19 protein-coding genes and 1 pseudogene are annotated in these 17,597 nt (G+C 55.7%); 11 read left to right on the top strand and 9 right to left on the bottom strand.

The features are described 5' to 3' along the window. The 3 genes and pseudogenes from B2T33_RS20090 to B2T33_RS20080 form a co-directional block, all read left to right on the top strand. A pseudogene (locus B2T33_RS20090) lies at positions 1–478 on the top strand (hypothetical protein); the annotation flags it as partial. Between the two features lie 7 nt (positions 479–485). Next, positions 486–2,816, top strand: coding sequence for a protein-arginine deiminase family protein (locus tag B2T33_RS20085; RefSeq protein WP_286793026.1), 2,331 nt, complete (start codon positions 486–488; stop codon positions 2,814–2,816). A 30-nt stretch (positions 2,817–2,846) separates the two neighbouring features. Beyond that, positions 2,847–3,464 (top strand): hypothetical protein, encoded by a 618-nt coding sequence (locus B2T33_RS20080; RefSeq protein WP_063087080.1) that lies wholly within the window; start codon positions 2,847–2,849, stop codon positions 3,462–3,464. Between the two features lie 65 nt (positions 3,465–3,529). Here the strand turns inward: B2T33_RS20080 and B2T33_RS20075 are convergent, their stop codons facing one another. Further along, the gene (locus tag B2T33_RS20075) at positions 3,530–4,177 is read right to left on the bottom strand and encodes a TetR/AcrR family transcriptional regulator (RefSeq protein WP_286793024.1); all 648 of its coding nucleotides are present in this window, start codon (positions 4,175–4,177) and stop codon (positions 3,530–3,532) included. Positions 4,178–4,412: 235 nt separating this feature from the next. Between B2T33_RS20075 and B2T33_RS20070 the strand changes: the two genes are divergently transcribed. Both B2T33_RS20070 and B2T33_RS20065 read left to right on the top strand, forming a co-directional pair. Next, entirely contained in the window at positions 4,413–5,375 is a 963-nt protein-coding gene (locus B2T33_RS20070; protein WP_286793023.1) for a homocysteine S-methyltransferase family protein, read from the top strand. Between the two features lie 39 nt (positions 5,376–5,414). Beyond that, positions 5,415–6,062 carry a GNAT family N-acetyltransferase gene (locus tag B2T33_RS20065; RefSeq protein WP_286793021.1) on the top strand — a complete coding sequence of 216 codons (648 nt, stop codon included), beginning with the start codon at positions 5,415–5,417 and terminating at the stop codon, positions 6,060–6,062. 33 nt (positions 6,063–6,095) lie between these two features. On the opposite strand, the gene B2T33_RS20060 is transcribed toward B2T33_RS20065, so the two are convergent. Both B2T33_RS20060 and B2T33_RS20055 read right to left on the bottom strand, forming a co-directional pair. Next, entirely contained in the window at positions 6,096–6,551 is a 456-nt protein-coding gene (locus B2T33_RS20060; protein WP_286793018.1) for a DNA polymerase III subunit chi, read from the bottom strand. Between the two features lie 85 nt (positions 6,552–6,636). Next, positions 6,637–8,106 (bottom strand): leucyl aminopeptidase, encoded by a 1,470-nt coding sequence (locus B2T33_RS20055; protein WP_197145308.1) that lies wholly within the window; start codon positions 8,104–8,106, stop codon positions 6,637–6,639. Between the two features lie 243 nt (positions 8,107–8,349). Between B2T33_RS20055 and B2T33_RS20050 the strand changes: the two genes are divergently transcribed. Continuing rightward, complete coding sequence (locus tag B2T33_RS20050; protein ID WP_286793017.1) at positions 8,350–9,582, top strand: NnrS family protein; 1,233 nt, start codon at positions 8,350–8,352, stop codon at positions 9,580–9,582. Positions 9,583–9,593: 11 nt separating this feature from the next. Here the strand turns inward: B2T33_RS20050 and B2T33_RS20045 are convergent, their stop codons facing one another. From B2T33_RS20045 to amrS, 3 genes are all read right to left on the bottom strand, one after another. Continuing rightward, positions 9,594–10,058 carry a GNAT family N-acetyltransferase gene (locus B2T33_RS20045; protein WP_197145310.1) on the bottom strand — a complete coding sequence of 155 codons (465 nt, stop codon included), beginning with the start codon at positions 10,056–10,058 and terminating at the stop codon, positions 9,594–9,596. 112 nt (positions 10,059–10,170) lie between these two features. Continuing rightward, complete coding sequence (locus B2T33_RS20040; RefSeq protein ID WP_197145311.1) at positions 10,171–10,569, bottom strand: (R)-mandelonitrile lyase; 399 nt, start codon at positions 10,567–10,569, stop codon at positions 10,171–10,173. 49 nt (positions 10,570–10,618) lie between these two features. Beyond that, positions 10,619–11,716, bottom strand: coding sequence for an AmmeMemoRadiSam system radical SAM enzyme (amrS, locus tag B2T33_RS20035; protein ID WP_197145312.1), 1,098 nt, complete (start codon positions 11,714–11,716; stop codon positions 10,619–10,621). A 117-nt stretch (positions 11,717–11,833) separates the two neighbouring features. Here amrS and B2T33_RS20030 point away from each other — a divergent pair, with 117 nt between their 5' ends. Together B2T33_RS20030 and amrB are read left to right on the top strand one after the other, a co-directional pair. Beyond that, complete coding sequence (locus tag B2T33_RS20030; protein ID WP_064780535.1) at positions 11,834–12,340, top strand: hypothetical protein; 507 nt, start codon at positions 11,834–11,836, stop codon at positions 12,338–12,340. Next, the gene (gene amrB / locus B2T33_RS20025) at positions 12,337–13,800 is read left to right on the top strand and encodes an AmmeMemoRadiSam system protein B (protein WP_286793015.1); all 1,464 of its coding nucleotides are present in this window, start codon (positions 12,337–12,339) and stop codon (positions 13,798–13,800) included. The genes B2T33_RS20030 and amrB overlap by 4 nt, the downstream gene beginning before the upstream one ends. On the opposite strand, the gene B2T33_RS20020 is transcribed toward amrB, so the two are convergent. Both B2T33_RS20020 and B2T33_RS20015 read right to left on the bottom strand, forming a co-directional pair. Further along, a complete protein-coding gene (locus B2T33_RS20020) occupies positions 13,759–14,262 on the bottom strand; it encodes a GNAT family N-acetyltransferase (protein WP_286793011.1) in 504 nt (167 codons plus the stop codon). The two genes, amrB and B2T33_RS20020, sit on opposite strands and share 42 nt — an antisense overlap. 73 nt (positions 14,263–14,335) lie before the next feature. After that, a complete protein-coding gene (locus B2T33_RS20015) occupies positions 14,336–14,737 on the bottom strand; it encodes a rhodanese-like domain-containing protein (protein WP_063087068.1) in 402 nt (133 codons plus the stop codon). Positions 14,738–14,842: 105 nt separating this feature from the next. On the opposite strand from B2T33_RS20015, the gene ftrA reads away from it, so the two are divergent. The 3 genes from ftrA (at position 14,843) to cysQ (ending at position 17,332) form a co-directional block, all read left to right on the top strand. Continuing rightward, positions 14,843–15,871 (top strand): transcriptional regulator FtrA, encoded by a 1,029-nt coding sequence (gene ftrA, locus B2T33_RS20010; RefSeq protein WP_286793006.1) that lies wholly within the window; start codon positions 14,843–14,845, stop codon positions 15,869–15,871. 166 nt (positions 15,872–16,037) lie between these two features. Further along, positions 16,038–16,421 (top strand): DUF2750 domain-containing protein, encoded by a 384-nt coding sequence (locus B2T33_RS20005; protein ID WP_286793004.1) that lies wholly within the window; start codon positions 16,038–16,040, stop codon positions 16,419–16,421. 95 nt (positions 16,422–16,516) lie between these two features. Continuing rightward, positions 16,517–17,332, top strand: coding sequence for a 3'(2'),5'-bisphosphate nucleotidase CysQ (gene cysQ, locus B2T33_RS20000; protein WP_286793002.1), 816 nt, complete (start codon positions 16,517–16,519; stop codon positions 17,330–17,332). Between the two features lie 75 nt (positions 17,333–17,407). Here cysQ and B2T33_RS19995 read toward each other — a convergent pair. Next, the coding region (locus B2T33_RS19995; protein ID WP_286793000.1) for a hypothetical protein at positions 17,408–17,597 on the bottom strand (190 nt) is incomplete at its 5' end.

Below are 17,597 nucleotides of genomic sequence, written 5' to 3'. Positions count from 1 at the left end.
ATCTCAGGCTGTCGGACAACTTGAAAAACCACAACAGCCCAAACCTGCCCCTGACCTTACACCCCAGCCAAAGCCCGAGCCTCGGCCGCAACCTGCTCCGAAACCAGGTCCTAAGCCGAAGCCCGTCATGTCCTTACAAGAGGTCATTGCATCCTTGCCCGGATATATGCAGGTAAACCATCCAGAAGCTATTTCCGACTTTGATGCAGATAGTCTGAAAGTGGCCTGCGACACCGCCGGGGAATCCGCAATCAAGCTTGGCGTTAAAACACCGGATGGGATCGTTGATTATGCCACGGTGCAATTCACGGGTGGCGCAAACGTCACCAGCCAAGCTTGGGCAAGCGCAATCCTGAAAGATAAGGCCCTGGGCACCATTGATGACCGTGTCGCAATCCTGAACAACGCCCTGCAAGCAAGGCTTTCACTTGCCAGTGTTTTGGGCGCTGACACATCCCCCGAACCGATCAACAGCTGAGGACGTTATGGCACAATATACTCTACAGCTAACCGCCCCTGCTGGCGCTTATCCGTTTGATGAGGTGCGGGTATCATTGACCTGCGACAATCAGCCACAGCAAACGCACAACATGACCCTGACGCCCGGCGTGGCCGAATCCCATGAGTTCACCATCGACAACGGAACCTGGCGTTTACGGGTCAATGGTGCCGGGTTTGTGCCGATTGACGAACAGAATATTGTGGTCAATGGCGACGGACTAAATGCCAAGGATCTCACCGTCATTTACTACACTCTTCACACGGATCGCAATCGCGACGGTGCCGTTGACGGGGCGGGCATCATTAATCAATTCACGCCACCCGCAATCACTTTTGGCGTGCATGGTCAAGGTGCCATTATCCCGGTCAATTGTAACCGTGATGACAATACAATCACCGCCGGTTATGCCGACAATCAGGACGATAAGGTCAATGGCAACAATGATCTTGCGAGCGGGACGGGCCGGATTGAGATACGCCGCACCATTGCCGGTCCTGTAGTCGGCGTGCCCGCAGCGTGGGAGCTTAAGCTTAAGGTCATACGCGAAACTTTGGCCGATGACGAACCTGAGAAGCATATCCGGATCTTTGATGGTATGCTGCAAGACAGCGACGAGATGATCGGCCCTGAAACCGACAGCTTCGCCCGCCCGACCACGGCTGATGTCGGAGCGAGCAAAATCTATGCAATCGAAGCCGTGCGCTTTGCCGGGCGCAACTTTGCCAACGGTGAATGTGGCCTTGTCCTCAGCGTTATTCAGCCCGAAGTCACTGGACCGGACACCACCACCTATTGGTATGCAGATAGACTTATGGTTGCTCGGTGGATCGGCAATCATCATTTGCAAACCGTTAGTGATCTTTACGTTGCCATTGCAACCAATGATGACGGATCAGACAATCAACTGTTCAGAGCCGCGCTTGGTAATGCCGCCGGTGCTGATAATCCGGCGATCACGGTTACACCCGGCGATCCGGAAAATGCACAGGAAATCGATATCCCGTATCTTAACGGCAATGTCTGGGACGATTACGCCCCGGCGGGTCAGACCGCACCCGAGCCGGCTGGCGATGACCGATGGATGCGCGACACTGTGGTTGCGGGTTACAGCAGCTGGCCGGGAAACAATAATGCCGCGCTGTCGAAGAACGCTTTCATGAAAACCCACCGTTGGGGTGCATTGCAGAACTGGGTTTTCGAAAGTCTCCTGAGTGCCGATGTCGGCGTGTTCTACCCGGCGGCCGGAAGCACTGACGATATTGTGTCGGGAAATTCGGGTGGCAATATTGCCGTGACACCGCCGGTCAAAAAGACCACCCTTGCCGGGACGACCAGTTATCGGTTTGGACGGATCTATTACGGGCATAACCAGGAGCATCAGGTAGACCGAAGCAGCCGCGACTTCATGGCTGCACAAAACATGCAAGCGCCCATCGTTCTTGATACTGATTGGCTTTATGTCGGCCATGTTGATGAAATGATGACCTTTGTGCCAGATCCGAACCCGGCCGATCCATTCAAGAAATGGAAGCTACTCGTCGCAAGCCCAGCCGAGGCATACCGTCTGCTGACAGCCGCCCAGGGTGCACATGGGGCGGCAAACATGCTTAAACGCCCGGCTTGGAACGGCGGGAACAATCAGTTTGATTATACGGATCTTGAGATTGACGGCACGCCAGTTGGCGCAACCATCAATACCTTTCTTGGCAACGGTAATGCGCCATTGGATCATCCGGAAACCGGTGCATCCTACACCTATGAACAACTGCGCAACTGGAATATCCATGGCGTAGAGGCCGTTATTGCGCAGAATATTGACCGATTAAAAATGGCGTTCGATCTGGCCGATGATGATATCATCAAGGTCCCGGTCATTTTCTATCCAGAAGATTACATCGACGAACCCTATGCGCTTCTGGACATGCTAGATCCCACAGCACTGGATGATGATGACGGGTTCAACATCTATCCGGGGGTTGATGGCGGTTTCCAATGCGGCGCATTGACCGGCGACATGCCCAACATGTTTGTTGGCAACACGCGCTTGATGATTCCCAAGCCATATGGCCCTTGGATTGTCGATCTGACAGACAACGTCAATCACGGGTACGATCTGTTTGAACGCGATTTACAGCAAAAGCTTGCAGCCATCGTTAATGGTCCAACTTGCGTCTTTATCGACGATTGGGTCGATTATCATACGATGCTTGGCGAAATTCACTGCGGCACCAACGAGGTCCGCAGCCCATATGATGGCCAAACGGCATTTGGCAATGCGCGGTATGGCCAATGGTGGACTGCGGTTGATGCCTGATATCATTGCACATGAAATGGGAGCGCCCCGATGAGCGCAGAAAGCGACTATCAACAAGCCCTGAAAGATATCGCAAGCCTTGCCAAGCGCGAAGCAGCCCGCGTCACCAGACGCCCCGCTGCAAAGGCCATTGATCAGCTATTTCGCAAATATGGCGGCACCATCGCCGCCCCGCTGATTGCTGATTTAAAGGCCGGCGCGTGGAAGAAATGGGAAAGCTGGCAACTGGGCGGTGCCATGTCCTATCTGGGAAGTTTCGCCACATCAGATGCTGTTGCGCCGTTGCGTGACATCGAACAGAACTATCCGGTTGCCGACATTCAGACACAGGCAAAGGAATTGGCAGACCTTCTGGCGACACTTGACGTTGCCGTATCGGAAGCCAAACAACTTGCGCAAGTTCAGGACGCCATAAAAGGCGGCAATACCGACGAGATGGCCCGCGCAATGCTATTGGCGCTAGCAAAAATTGACCCTGATTGGCCGGTGCGGGCCTCAGCCATTCAGAAGGATCTTTATAAACTGTCCGCAGACAGTTTTCCGGCGATCAATGAATTAGCTGCGGGCAAATTGTCGCAAGCCGACGTGACGAAGGCGTTAGTTGAAATTCTGTTCCGGCAGTTCCTCGGCAAGACCTCGCCGCCTTGATACCACACGAAATCAGCGTAATCAGCTTTCTGCTTTTTCCCCACGCCTTACTATTGAACACTCTATCACTGGGTGAAAAGCAGCTTTAAAAAACTGCGCAGCAGCATGACCTGATCGGCGAGTTTGCGGGGTTCATTGAGTGCCTTTGACATCACGATCCCGCCTTCGAGCACGGTTGAAATCATGTCGGCGACTTGTTCGAGGTCGACCGGTTCAGTCGTTTGATACTGGCCCGCGATATCATCAAGGATCGCGCGGAACCGGGTGCGCCAGGCCAGGACCGCATGCCGGTTGAGATCGCGAACTTCCTTGTCAAACAACCGTTCCTGATAGCAATAAACCGCAACGATGCAGCCCGGATGACCGTTGGGCAGATCTTCAAGCACCTCGGCCAGCATTTTAAGGGCTGCCAGCAATTGATGCAGCGGATCGTCGACCAGTTCGCGGGCGCGATCAATCACCTGATCAAGGATTTCGTCATCCTGTTCGATATAGCGTTGCAAAAGCGCGCGGGCGAGTTCGTTCTTGTCGGAGAAATGATAGAAAAACCCGCTTTTGGTCAGACCGGCTTCGCAAATGATTTCCTCGATCGAGGTCGCACCGAACCCCTTTTCCAAAATCGACTGCGATGCGATTTCCAGAATGCATTCGCGCGTGCGTTCGCCCTTGCGTTTGGGGCCACCGAATGTGTCGGCGATTGTCAGTTTTTCCATCTCAACCCTCGCTTACCCTACCGCCGGTACAGTTTTTCGTCGTCAAAGGCCGCCATGGCCGCGCCGAAAAACACCGGACAACCCATAAGTATCTGTTTTGAATATGTTTTTGAAAATCTGAAAAACCTGACCGTGTGCCTACTAGATGCAAAACTCAATCAGGGCGAGATTTCCGATCCGCGATTACATACCCCCGCGGTAGAAATTTTGAAACCCAAAACTGAAATTTGGACCCATGAGCACAGGCAATCTGCCCCTTCCGCACCACGGAAAGGTAAAATTCATCACCGATGGTGGTCTTGAAACCACCCTGATCTTTCATGACGGGATTGAGCTTCCGCATTTTGCATCCTTTGACCTTTTGAAAACGGATGCGGGCTGCGCGCGTATCACCGCCTATTACGAACGTTATCTTGATCTGGCCAAACAGGCCCAAGCCGGATTTATCCTTGAAAGCCCGACATGGCGCGCCAATCGCGACTGGGGGGCCCGGATCGGCTATGACGAGGATGACCTGGCCGATATCAACCGCAAGGCCATCGCCGTGATGGCGGAGCTTCGCGATCGTTATCATTCGGATGCCACACCCTGCCTGATCAGCGGCAATATCGGACCGCGCGGTGACGGATATGTGCCATCGGACCGGATGACGATCAATCAGGCGCGCGCCTATCACGCGCCGCAGATCGTGACCTTTGCCAAGGCGGGTGTCGATATGGCGTCGGTCGTGACCATCAACTATCCCGAGGAAGCCATCGGCATCGCCCTTGCCTGCCGGGATGTTGATATTCCTTGCGTCATTTCGTTCACGGTTGAAACCGATGGCAACCTGCCCAGCGGCGAGACGATCCGTGATGCGATTGCCATGGTTGATGCCGAAACGCATGCCTACCCGGCCTATTACATGATCAACTGTGCCCACCCGGATCATTTCCGCGACCGACTGGAAGAAAGCGGCGAGTGGAAAACGCGCATTTGTGGTGTGCGGGCCAACGCATCGCGCCAAAGCCACGCCGAACTTGATGCCAGCACGCATCTTGATGATGGCGATCCGGAAGAACTGGGGCAGCTTTATCACGATCTGGTTGATCTGTTGCCCAATCTGGCGGTGATTGGCGGTTGTTGCGGCACAGACCACCGCCATGTTGCGGCGATGACCAAACATGCCCTGCCCCGCCTTTTGGCCGCACGCGCCTAAGAACCAAACACGAAAACCCAAAAAAACAGGATACGAGCAATGATTGCAGAACCCGTACTGGAACGGGCGGCACGTAAGGGTGCCGCCCATCTGAGCCACCCGCGACAAGTCACGAGCTTTGTCAGGGCGACCAAATCGGATTCCGATGCGATGGCCCAGCTGATCAATATCGCCGGTGACGGTTTGCCGGTCTATTTGTGGCAGGACATGGCAGAAGGCAGCGAGACGGCATTTGATGTCGGTCGCAGACGCGCACAACGTGATGAAGGCGGCTTTTCATATCGCAACACCACCCTTGCCGTCCGTCATGGTGAAACCGTTGCGGCACTTGTCGATTATGCCCAACCCGATCAGCCAGAGCCGTTTGACCCGGCAGATATCCCGGCGATATTCGTGCCGATCCTTGAGCTTGAAAGTCTGGCACCGGGAAGCTGGTACATCAATGTTCTTGCCGTTTTTCCGGCCCACCGCGATCAGGGGATTGGATCGGCATTGCTGGCACGGGCCGAGGCCAATGCCCGGCATGCCGGTAAAAAGACCGTCAGCCTGATTGCATCGGATGGCAATCCCGACGCCATTCGCCTTTACCAACGCCAAGGCTTTGTGGCCTGCGCCCAACGTCCGATGGTCAAGGAAGGTTGGGAAAATCGTGGTCAGAACTGGGTGTTATTGATCAAGGAAATCTGAACAGAACCGTGAAACAACAAAGGCCGGAAGCACTCAGCTTTCGGCCTTTTTCTCCCACGCGCCTTGTGGGGTTTGCTGCCAGTAGGACAGCTTGTGTCCGGCGTCTTTCCAGTCTTTCCAGCGCGTGCGGGCTTCAGAAACCGCATCATGATCGCGATCATCAAACAGCATGATGACGCGTTCATAATCGCCGACCTTGTCGCTCATGGCGCGGTCGGTCAGAAACAGGAACTGGGCGTTGTTGGGATTTTCATCCTCGGCCGTCAGCCATACCGGTTGCATTTGCGCATCGCCGTCGGATTTGGATCCATGGGGCAACCAGCTTGCGGCGTCATAGGTCCAAAGCAGGGTATTGATCGCCTCGACCCGTTCTTCGACACCCGTCATCACCACGGCACGCTTTTCGCGCTCCAGCGTTTTGGAGAGCAGCGTGGGCAAGGCCCGTTCCAGCGGCATGCTGGTGAGATGGTAGAACCAGATATCAGCCATAGCCAATTGAGTATCGCGAAAGCAAAAACGGGGCAAGATGATCATCACCCTGCCCCGTCTTTTATTCAGTTATGCGTTCCGGAAATCAGGACTCGTAGTTATCGGCAACAAAGCGATCAAGAAGACGCACGCCAAAGCCGGTGCCGCCTTTTGGCACGACTTCCTTGTCCGATGTCGACCAGGCCATGGCCGCGATATCAAGATGCGCCCACGGGCGATCCTTGGTGATAAAGCGCTTGAGGAACTGGGCCGCCGTGATTGAGCCCGCCGGACGGCCGCCGACGTTTTTCATATCGGCAATGTCGGATTTAAGCTGCTTGTCATAGGCCGGTGACAGCGGCAGACGCCAGACACCTTCATCAACCGAAAGACCGGCTGTGGTGATCTGGGTGGCGAGATCATCATTGTTGGAAAACAGACCGGCATTTTCATGACCAAGAGCGATGATGACAGCGCCCGTCAGGGTCGCAAGGTCAACAATCAGACGCGGATCGTATTTTTCCTGCACATAGGTCAGCGCATCACACAGAACCAGACGGCCTTCGGCGTCGGTATTGATGACTTCGATCGTCTGACCCGACATCGAGGTCACAACGTCGCCCGGACGCTGCGCTGTTGAGGACGGCATGTTTTCAACAAGGCCAAGCACCGCAACCACGTTGCATTTCGCCTTACGCCCAGCCAATGCCTTCATCAGGCCGGAAACCACACCGGCACCGCCCATATCCCATTTCATGTCTTCCATGCCGGCAGCCGGTTTGATCGAAATACCGCCGGTATCAAAGGTCACCCCCTTGCCCACGAAGGCAATCGGCGCGTCCTTTTTCTTGCCGCCGTTCCAGCGCATGACGACCATGGCCGGTTTGCGGGCAGAGCCCATGGCAACACCCAAAAGCGCGCCCATGCCGAGCTTCTTCATTTCCTTTTCGTCAAGGACGTCAATCTCGACACCCAGTTTTTCAAGGGCAGAGACTTCCTTGGCGAAGCTTTCCGGATAAAGAATGTTGGCCGGCTCAGACACCAGATCGCGGGTGAAGAACACGCCTTCGACGACCTTTTTGGCAGACTCAAACTGTTTCTTGGCGTCCTTGTGATCGCGGGTGGCGATATCAAACGCCTTGAGGACCGGCTTGTCTTCCTTGGTCTCGGTGGTGCGGTATTTATCGAAACGATAATCGCGCAGCATCGCACCGGTTGCGAAATCACAGGCGAGGTTTTCCATATCAAACAGAACGGAAAGCTCTTTCTCGCCGGTGGAAAGCGCACGGGCGGTGACGGAGCCACCAAGTTTCTGGGCAGCAATCACGTCAAATTCGGCTTCCTTGCCGATCCCGAAAATGATCACGCGCGACAGATCGACATTGGCCGGCGCCAGAACCTGAAGGCTTTGGCCGGATTTGCCCTTGAAGGTCGACGCCTTGATCGCCTTGGTGATCGCACCCCCGGTTGCCTCATCAAGTGCGACGGCACTGGGCATCAGATCGGCACCCTCGGTCGCAAAGGCGATAACGGCACCGGTTTTCGGAATGGCGAGATCGGAAAACGTGATCTTCATGGTGAACAGGACTCCTGTCATGTTTCGGGGCGCAGTCCTTGATCAAGCAACTGCAAAGAAATTGATGCTCCTAATCTAGCGCGTTAAACGCGGTTGAAAAGGCTTATCGTTCAAAAAGGTGCGGGATTTCACGCAAAGGCAACACCAGCCCGACAAAACGCCCTACCGACGAATTGCGCAACATCAAGGCGCGATTACGTTTGATCGCTACTATGACGCATTCCAACATTCTGGAGGTATGTCATGGCTGGCAGAACCGCGCCGATTTCGATTACCGAACCACACAGGGCCACACATCCGTTCTGGACCGGGGCTTTTCGCCCGCTTTTCCTGCTGGCCGGGGTGCTGGCCATCGTGGCTGTCGTCTGGTGGGTGGCGGGCTTTGTGCATGGCATTGCGACACCCAGTCTGGGAACAGGGTCATGGTGGCATGCCCATGAAATGATTTTCGGATTTGGCGGGGCGGCCATCGGGGGATTCTTGCTGACCGCGATTGCCAACTGGACAAGTCGCCCACCGATTTCCGGGGTCATGTTAATGGCGTTAACCGCAAGCTGGCTGATCGGACGGTTGGCGATTGGATTTAGCGAGACTCTTGACCCGGCTTTGACGATTGCCGGGGCGCTGGTTTATTTCGTCTTCCTGCTTGCCCTTGGTGTGCGGGAACTGGTTGCCGCCCGCAATTACCGCAATATGCGGGTTTTGGCGGTCATTTCCGTGATCGCACTGTTTGACGGATTGTTTGTCGCATCCTGCCTTGATGTTATCGCCCTTGATCCGGTCCTGCTGTATCAAACCGCGATTTTGACGATCATATTGCTGATCGGGTTGATTGGCGGGCGGGTCATCCCGGCCTTTACACGCAACTGGATGCAGCGCGAACAAATCAGCGCGCCCATGCCTGCCATGTTCGGGCGGTTTGACATGGTGTGTCTGGCAAGCATTGCGCTTGGCATCGTTGCCGTAATCCTTGATCCGGGGGGCGTGATTGCCGGTTCTGTGTTGCTGTTTGCCGGAACTAGCCATGCCATTCGTTTGGTGCGATGGCGCGGTGTGCATAGCTGGCGCGAACCCATCGTGATCATGTTGCATCTTGGTTATTTCTGGGTGCCTGCCGGGCTTTTCCTGCTGGGTGTTGCGATCCTTTGGCCTGATGTTATGAGCAGCCGCGATGCCCTGCATGCGCTTACCGGCGGAGCGATGAGTTGCATGATCATTGCCATTGCCGGACGGGCCGCCCTTGGGCATACCGGGCGTGAAGTGCGGGCAAGCGTGATGCTGAATACAGCCTTTGGCTTGATCTGGTTTTCCACTGTATTTCGGATTTTGGCGGGCCAAAGCGACGCGCATTACGTCACGGTTCTGGCAATTGCCACCCTGATGTGGCTTGGCGGATGGCTGGCGTTTTTGATGGGTTATGCGCCGGTGTTGCTGGGACCAAGCCAAAAGAAAACGCGCGGCATTCCGGTGCGGTAAAGCAAGGCGACCTAGCCAAAATCAAACAGTGAAAGCGACGGGTTGGATTTGATGTATTCGACTTCGTCGTTTTCGATATCGCCGGTGGAGTGCCAGCCGTGGCTTTCATAAAAGCCGTGCGCGCGGTTTTCCGGATTGGCCCCGGTGGTAAGCGAGATGTCATTACATCCCTTGGCAAACAGCCAGTCTTCGGCGGTGCGCAGCAATGCCGCCCCCACCCCGCGGCCTTCAAATTCCGGATCGACAAACAGCGCCCACAGTGTTGCTTCCTTGGGGATGGCAATGGCGAAGCCCGCGGCAGAGCCATCGAGATCGGCAAGCCAGATGCCGTATCCCTGTTCCAACCATTTGCCAAAGGCGGCCTTGGTGATGCCGCGTTCGGCCAGTTCGGAGGCGGAAAGGTGGTTTTCACGCACGCGGCTTCGGATGGCAAAAATTGCCCCTACATCGCCCAAACGGGCTTTGCGAATTTTCATCCCGGCCACTGCGTGTGCTTTCTTTCCAACCACGTCAAACTGTGCGGCAATTTAGCGATGTGACGCCGTAGTGCCAGTAAAAAATGCCAGCCAAAACGATCACCCCGCATACTTATTGGCCGAGATAATCCGCATCCGTCACGGGCTCCAACCAATCGACCGGGGAGCCATTGAGCTTTTCCTGAATAGCGATATGGGTCATCGCGGTTTCGGGACCGGCCCCGTGCCAGTGTTTTTCACCCGGTTCAAACCAGACGATATCGCCGGGACGGATTTCCTCAATCGGGCCGCCTGCGCGCTGCGCACGGCCAAATCCGGCGGTGACGATAATGGTCTGGCCCAGCGGATGGGTATGCCATGTGGTGCGTGCGCCCGGCTCGAACGTCACATTGGCGGCGGCCACACGGGCAGGATCAGTCGCACTGATGATCGGTTCGATGCGAACCTGTCCGGTGAAATATTCCGGGGATCCGACCGTTGAGGCCTGCGATCCGGCGCGTTTGATTTCCATGACGTTCTCCCTGTGGAATTATGGCTGAAGTCTTGTTGGCTCTGACTGCTTAGTTGCCGGCCATCAAGCGGACCGGTTGGCGTTTGGGGCCCCATGCTCCGGGTTTGGCCTGAAACACACCGGCACAATGTGTACCACAGCTTTTGCAAGCCCCCTGCGCATCAAGGTTCCAGTCAGAAAGCTGATACCAGTCACGGCCAATCAGGATGTCCCCGCAGCCGTGGCAAAAGGTGCTGCTGTGGGTTTTGTCATGAACATTGCCGACATAGGCATAACGAATGCCGTTTTCCATGGCGATCTTGCGCGCACGCACCAGTGTTTCCGGCGGGGTGCGGGGCGTATCCATCATTTTCCAGTCGGGATGAAAGGCCGAAAAATGCATCGGCACATCGGGGCCAAGTTCATCATGCACCCATGACGTCATTTCGTGAAATTCCGCGTCGCCATCATTCTCGCCCGGGATGACAAGGTTGGTCAGTTCCATCCAGACCCCGGTTTCGTGGCGCAGATATGTAAGCGTTTCCAGAACGTCACCCAGATGCGCCGAGCATAGCTGATGATAAAAGCGATCCGTAAACCCCTTCAGATCGACATTGGCGGCATCCATGTGGCGGAAGAACTCCTCGCGCGCCTTGTCGCCAATGTAACCCGCGGTAACCGCCACGGTGCGCAAGCCCATTTCGCGGCAGGCAATGGCGACATCGACGGCATATTCAAGGAAGATCACCGGATCATTATAGGTAAATGCCACCGCCGAGCAGCCATGCGCCTTGGCGGTTTTGGCGATCATTTCAGGGGTGGCGAGCGAGGAAAGCTTGTCCATCTCGCGCGCTTTGGAGATTTCGTAATTCTGGCAGAACTTGCAGGTCAGATTACAGCCCGCCGTGCCAAACGACAGGATCGGGGTGCCGGGCAAAAAGTGATTGAGCGGCTTTTTCTCGATCGGATCAATGCAAAAGCCCGAGGATCGACCCCACGTCGTCAACACCATCTGATCGCCTTGCCGGGCCCGGACAAAACACAAGCCCCGCTGCCCGTCCTTTAACTTGCAAAAGCGCGGGCAGACATCGCACTGAATGCGGCCATCATCGAGATGGTGCCAGTAACGTCCGGGCACGGTGTCGGTGTTGATTGCGGGATCAGTCATCAGCTTTTTCCCAATGCAAAGCTTCCTCTTTGAAAATCTAGTCCTGATCGCTATCTTTTTCAAAAGATAGCAGAGAAAGCTCCTGATGCGATGACCATATAACTTCGGACCAAAACATTGGATATTTTAGGAAGTTTCCTTTCCGGCGACCCGAAAAAAGTTTGGTTGGCCAGTAACGCGATTAGGGAGTTACGTGACGAAGATGAGCTCCGTAAAATTTCAGAACACTTGAAAAAGATAAGAAAAGAGACAAAACACGTTTTCAAAGATGGTGGCCCTGGTTTGTTATCCAATTCTTACCACCTGAATTTCGCGCTGGAGAAATTAAGATTCATCAAAGAAGCTGCCGGTTGCCAATGCGAACTTTATCCTAACAACATGTTTTTCAACCCGAATAAAGAAGCTGACAAAGGCTTTGTTGTTATCACTGATAAACTAGAAGACGCCCTAAATTGGACCGCGGACTATAAATGCGAATGTACAAGCTGCGGCAATAAGTTCCACGTCCATCAGGGTGAGTATCACTATACGTGGTACGATTGGACCAACTTGAATCCGCGTGTTCGACATACCTCGGAAACATTGCTTCAAAAGGTTTTTAAGTACGTCAAAGGAAGGCTATGACCATCATCCGCCCGCCTGCTGTTGCCGGGACGTTTTATCCGGCCGATGCCGATATCTTGCGCAGCGAGATTGACGGGTTGATGGATGCGGCCCTGCATTCGGATGCTGTGTCGGGGGATGCGCCGCCCAAGGCGATCATTGTGCCGCATGCGGGATTGATGTTTTCGGGTGCGATTGCGGCGCTTGGCTTTGCCACCGTTCGGGCGCTGAAGGATACCATCAAACGCATTGTGATCATTGGCCCGGCGCATCGCATGGCGTTTCAGGGGATTGCGCTGGCGCGCGCCGATCAGTTTGCCACACCACTTGGCAATCTGCGCTGCGACCTGCCGGCGCTGCAAAAGGCATTGGCGTTGCCGCATGTTCAGATGCTGGACGACGCACACACGCTTGAGCATGGGCTTGAGATCGAATTGCCGTTTATCCAGCGCCTGTTTGGCGAGGGTGCGGACATCGGCATTGTGCCGCTTCTGGTCAGCCGGTGCAGCCCGCGTCAGGTGCATGAGGTGATCGAGAAGCTTTGGGGTGGGCCGGAAACCCTGATCGTGATTTCATCGGATCTGTCGCATTTTCATGATTATGACACCGCGAAAAAGATGGATAACCGCACCCGCGCCATGATCGAGAATTTCGATGCCGAGAATATTGATACAAACGATGCCTGTGGCGCGCTTCCGGTCGCGGGTATGCTGATTGCGGCACGCAATCGCGGCATGAAGATCAAGACCCTTGGCATGCGCAATTCCGGCGATATCACGGGCGATAAGTCGCGCGTTGTCGGCTATGGTGCCTGGGCGGTTTATGACGCGAAGGCTGCGAATATGCAGGGCGACGGCGAGGATGATTTTACCAAGGCGACCGAACATCTGATCAAGACGCATGGGGCGGAGATGCTGGGCCTGTGTCGGCAATCGATCCTGCATGGGCTTGAGACCGGGGCACCGCTTTCGGTTTCGCCCAATGAGTTTGGTCCGGCACTTGCGGCACCGGGGGCGTGTTTTGTGACGCTCAAGAAAGCCGGGCAGTTGCGCGGCTGTATCGGGTCGATCATGGCCCATGCGCCGCTTGCCACCGATCTGTGCGAAAACGCGTTCAAGGCAGCGTTCCGCGATCCGCGCTTTGCCGGGCTCGGCCGCGATGAGATCACTGATGATCTGGAGCTTTCGATTTCAGTGCTGTCGCCACCGGCGCCGTTCCCGTTTGACAGCGAGGCCGATTTGATCGGCAAACTGACGCCGTTCGAAGACGGAATTATTTTGTCTGATGGCAATCGCAGGGGCTTGTTCCTGCCACAGGTTTGGGATCAGTTGCCCGAGCCGAAGGACTTTTTGGCACAGCTTAAGCGCAAGGCAGGGCTTCCGATGGATCACTGGTCGGCCAATATGCGGGCCGAGCGGTTTATCACGCGCGGGATATCGTCACGCGATATCCAGGCAAGCGGGTTCTGGTTCGCCCGCTGAGAGGTCTTTGACCGCCAGAGAAAAGCGGAATTTTGATTTCGCCACCGCGCCAAGGCGTTCATAAAACCGGATGGCCCCCGTGTTCCAATCGGGTGTTTGCCATTCCATCCAGCCAAGGTCATGATCGGCGGCATAGCGCGCAGCAGCCTTCATCAGCAGGCCCCCGATCCCGTCCCCGCGGCACGTTGGCGCCAGATACAAACAATCCATATGCAGATAGTCCGCGGCGTTCCATGTCGAGAATTCGCGCGCGGCAGACAGATAGCCGATCAAATCGCCCGCCCGATCGGCGACGAGGACAAGGGCCCGCGCAGCATCGCCAAAAATACGTTTTGGCAGTGCGGAACGGAGATTTTCCCGGTCAACACTTGCGCGTTCATAGGCCGCATGATCGGCGATCAGATTGATCAGCGCATCCAGATCGCCGGGGTGAACCGGCCTTATGACAGTGTCGTGTGGCACGCGGGTTTACCTTTTCGTACATCGGCAAAATGGAAATACCCCGCCGGATGTCATCACCGGCGGGGCATCATCATCAATCCTTGCCGGTCACAAGGCTGAAGCCCTCGTCGATCCAGCCGGTGATGCCGCCGATCATCAGCTTGACCGGAAGACCAAGCGCCGACAGACGACAGGCCGCCTTGTTTGCGCCGTTGCAATGCGGGCCTGCGCAATAAACAACAAAGGTCTTGCCGGTCGGATATTCTGCCATGCGGCGTTCGGTCATCTTGCCATGCGGCAGGTTCAAGGCACCTTCGATATGGCCGCTTTCATAAAGGGCCGGCGAGCGCACATCGAGGAGAATGAAATCATCCGCACCCGCCTGAAGCGATGCATGGGTATCCCAGCAATCGGTTTCAAACGCCAACAAGGCGTCGAAATGCGCACGCGCAATGTGGGACGGGGCTGGCGGGACTTCGTTAATGTAGCTGGTCATGTTCGTTCTCCATCAAATTGATGACGCCGATATTAGGCCTTGCCCGATTTTGCAAAAGTGACCAAAATGCCATTATTCAGTAATTTTTCGCCAAAGTGACGACGGATGCCCCAAAGCGCCCAACAAGCCGACACCCAGCCGCACGAACCCAATCATCATGTGCCCAATCATCATGTGCCCAATCATCATGTGGTTGTTCTGGCCTATGACGGGCTTTGCACCTTTGAGTTCGGCATCGCGCTTGAGATCTTTTCCCTGCCGCGACCGGAGTTTGATTTCCCGTGGTATCGGTGCTCCATTGCCGGGGTTGATCCGCATATTCGGGCCATGGGGGGCTTTTCTGTCGCGGTTGATGCCGGGATGGAACTTTTGGAGGAGGCGGACACCATCATCATTCCGGGCTGGCGCGGCGCGGATGCGGTGCCCGAACCGGCACTGCGCGACGCCATTTTAAAGGCACATGCACGCGGATGCCGGATCGTCACGATCTGTTCGGGGGTGTTTGTTCTGGCCCATGCCGGGATCTTACAAAATGGCCGGGCGACGACGCACTGGCGCTATATCGACAAATTCCGCGCGATGTTCCCGGAAACCGAAATTGTCGATGATGTGCTTTATGTTGATCACGACAACATCATTACCTCTGCTGGCAGCAGTGCGGGGATTGATGCCTGCCTGCATGTCATCCGGTCCGACCATGGCGCGCAGGTGACCAATACCGTGGCCAGACGGCTTGTCATGCCGCCGCATCGTGATGGCGGACAGGCGCAATATGTCGAGGCCCCTATTCAGGAACGCCCCGGCAAATCGATTGCCGCCGTTCTGGATTGGGCGCGGGAGAACCTTGATCAGCCGATTGAAATCAATGACCTTTCGCGTCAATCGGGTTTGAGCCAGCGCACTTTCTTGCGCCGGTTCCGCGATGGCACCGGCCTGTCGCCACTGAAATGGTTGCGCCGGGAACGTATTATCCGGTCGATGAAACTGCTTGAGGAAACCGACCTTGCGCTGGTCGATATTGCCGAGCAATGCGGGTTTCAATCGCTTGAGACATTTCGTATCGCCTTTCGCGATATCGCCGGAACGCCACCGGCGAGCTATCGCAACCGTTTCAAGCTGCGACAATCGGCTTGATCGCAACATCAAAAAAAGAAGGGTCGCTGCCCCGCCTGAAACGTAAAGCAGGCCTTGCAATGGATCACACGTCCCCACATATGCGCGCAAAGCGGTTTATCCCGTGTGGGGCTTTATCGAAGAATATCCGCCCGCACGGCTTTTGGAACCAACAGGATTAAAGATGATGGCAAGCAGCACACAGATTGACACGCGCTACGCCGACTTCATTCACGAAGTCGCCGAATGGGAAGGTGTTTGGGCGCTTTATCATAATGGCTGGTTGCTGCAAACAACCGCGACCGGCGAGAAATACTGTCCGATCTTCGCCACCCGCCAAGAGGCACAAAGCTTTGCCGCCAGCATCCAGAGCGACCATGTCCCAAGTGCGATCACGCTGGTTGAACTGACCGAAAGCGTGATGATGCAGTGGCGCGCCGAAGAGGTCATGGCCGGCATCTGCCCGACCCCGGCCAAACCGGCCATCGTCGTCACCCTTGATCAGCTCAGCGATGATATTATGGCAGCCCTTAAGGACGTCATGGACGAACGGTTCGGCACGCAAAGCTGAAAACACGTACGCGGTATAAGGCCGGACTGGACGTTACGGGCAAAATTCCCTATTCCCGTGGGATAGTTAGTTTTATCCCGAGAAACGAGAGTGCCATGACCGTTGCCCTGCCCGCCAATGCCGATGCCCTTGAAAACGGACTGATTGAAATTGCCCGCAAGGCAGGTGCTGCGATGATGGCAATCTATCAGACCGATTTCGAAATCCGGGCCAAGGATGACGCCAGCCCGGTGACCGAGGCCGATGAAGCGGCAGAGGCCGTGATCCTGCCAGGGCTTCGCGCGCTTACTCCCGATATCAAAATCGTGTCCGAGGAAAGTGCCGCCAAGGGCGATGTGCCCGATGTGAATGGCGACACCGATTTCTTCTGGCTGGTGGATCCGCTGGACGGCACCAAGGAATTCATCAAACGCAATGGCGAGTTCACGGTCAATGTGGCCCTGATTGCCAAAGGGAAACCGGTTCTGGGCGTGGTCTATGCCCCGGCAATCGACAAGCTTTATTACGGTGGCCCGGATGGTGCGAAACTGATCGAAGGCGACGTTGCCCCCAAAATCACCGCGATTTCGGTGCGCGACATGCCCGAGGACGGCGTTGTCGTTGTCGGATCGCGATCGCACGGCGATCCCGAGGCGATGAAGGCCTTTCTGGGCGACCTTGCGGTCAAGGAACTGCGCCCGGCGGGAAGCTCGCTCAAGCTTTGTCTGGTCGCGGCCGGTGAAGCCGACCTTTATCCCCGCCTTGGCCCGACCATGGAATGGGATATCGGGGCGGGCCATGCGGTTCTGCTTGCTGCCGGCGGCGTGGTTGAGAATATGGACGGATCAGGATTCGTTTATGGCAAGGCCGATTTCCGCAACCCGTTCTTCATCGCGCGCAGCCCGAGCGTGCCGGTCAAATACGAGAACTGATCCTTCGCAAAGCGGGATCAAAGGCGAATTACAAAGCCGCATCAGCAGCTTGCCGATCCCGCGTTGCAATACAGATCAGATCGACATTTTTCGGGAAAGCTTGAAACTGCTCCACCCCGCAGTTTTCTTGACTTTCAGGACATTTTGCGCTATCCATTCCTTATCGCCACACAGAGTGTAGGTGACGTAAATAGCCGCCGGAATCACGGCGACGCGGTCCGATTTCACCACCGCGGGGCGAAACCGGGCTAGATGTGAGCTTTCA

The organism is Thalassospira sp. UBA4513 (assembly GCF_002388495.1).
Taxonomy (GTDB): domain Bacteria; phylum Pseudomonadota; class Alphaproteobacteria; order Rhodospirillales; family Thalassospiraceae; genus Thalassospira; species Thalassospira tepidiphila.
The sequence above is the reverse complement of the archived record's forward strand: the minus strand, read 5'-3'. Positions and strand labels throughout refer to the sequence as shown.

Bases quoted from the DNA above. Each gene is read 5' to 3' on its own strand.
- B2T33_RS20005 (WP_286793004.1), top strand. From the start codon at position 16,038: ATGGCAAGCAGCACACAGATTGACACGCGCTACGCCGACTTCATTCAC.
- B2T33_RS20050 (WP_286793017.1), top strand. From the start codon at position 8,350: ATGGCTGGCAGAACCGCGCCGATTTCGATTACCGAACCACACAGGGCC.
- B2T33_RS20060 (WP_286793018.1), bottom strand. From the start codon at position 6,551: ATGGCTGATATCTGGTTCTACCATCTCACCAGCATGCCGCTGGAACGG.
- amrB (WP_286793015.1), top strand. From the start codon at position 12,337: ATGACCATCATCCGCCCGCCTGCTGTTGCCGGGACGTTTTATCCGGCC.
- B2T33_RS20015 (WP_063087068.1), bottom strand. From the start codon at position 14,737: ATGACCAGCTACATTAACGAAGTCCCGCCAGCCCCGTCCCACATTGCG.
- B2T33_RS20045 (WP_197145310.1), bottom strand. From the start codon at position 10,058: ATGAAAATTCGCAAAGCCCGTTTGGGCGATGTAGGGGCAATTTTTGCC.
- B2T33_RS20055 (WP_197145308.1), bottom strand. From the start codon at position 8,106: ATGAAGATCACGTTTTCCGATCTCGCCATTCCGAAAACCGGTGCCGTT.
- B2T33_RS20080 (WP_063087080.1), top strand. From the start codon at position 2,847: ATGAGCGCAGAAAGCGACTATCAACAAGCCCTGAAAGATATCGCAAGC.
- B2T33_RS20065 (WP_286793021.1), top strand. From the start codon at position 5,415: ATGATTGCAGAACCCGTACTGGAACGGGCGGCACGTAAGGGTGCCGCC.
- ftrA (WP_286793006.1), top strand. From the start codon at position 14,843: ATGCCCCAAAGCGCCCAACAAGCCGACACCCAGCCGCACGAACCCAAT.
- B2T33_RS20075 (WP_286793024.1), bottom strand. From the start codon at position 4,177: ATGGAAAAACTGACAATCGCCGACACATTCGGTGGCCCCAAACGCAAG.
- B2T33_RS20085 (WP_286793026.1), top strand. From the start codon at position 486: ATGGCACAATATACTCTACAGCTAACCGCCCCTGCTGGCGCTTATCCG.
- amrS (WP_197145312.1), bottom strand. From the start codon at position 11,716: ATGACTGATCCCGCAATCAACACCGACACCGTGCCCGGACGTTACTGG.
- cysQ (WP_286793002.1), top strand. From the start codon at position 16,517: ATGACCGTTGCCCTGCCCGCCAATGCCGATGCCCTTGAAAACGGACTG.
- B2T33_RS20070 (WP_286793023.1), top strand. From the start codon at position 4,413: ATGAGCACAGGCAATCTGCCCCTTCCGCACCACGGAAAGGTAAAATTC.
- B2T33_RS20040 (WP_197145311.1), bottom strand. From the start codon at position 10,569: ATGGAAATCAAACGCGCCGGATCGCAGGCCTCAACGGTCGGATCCCCG.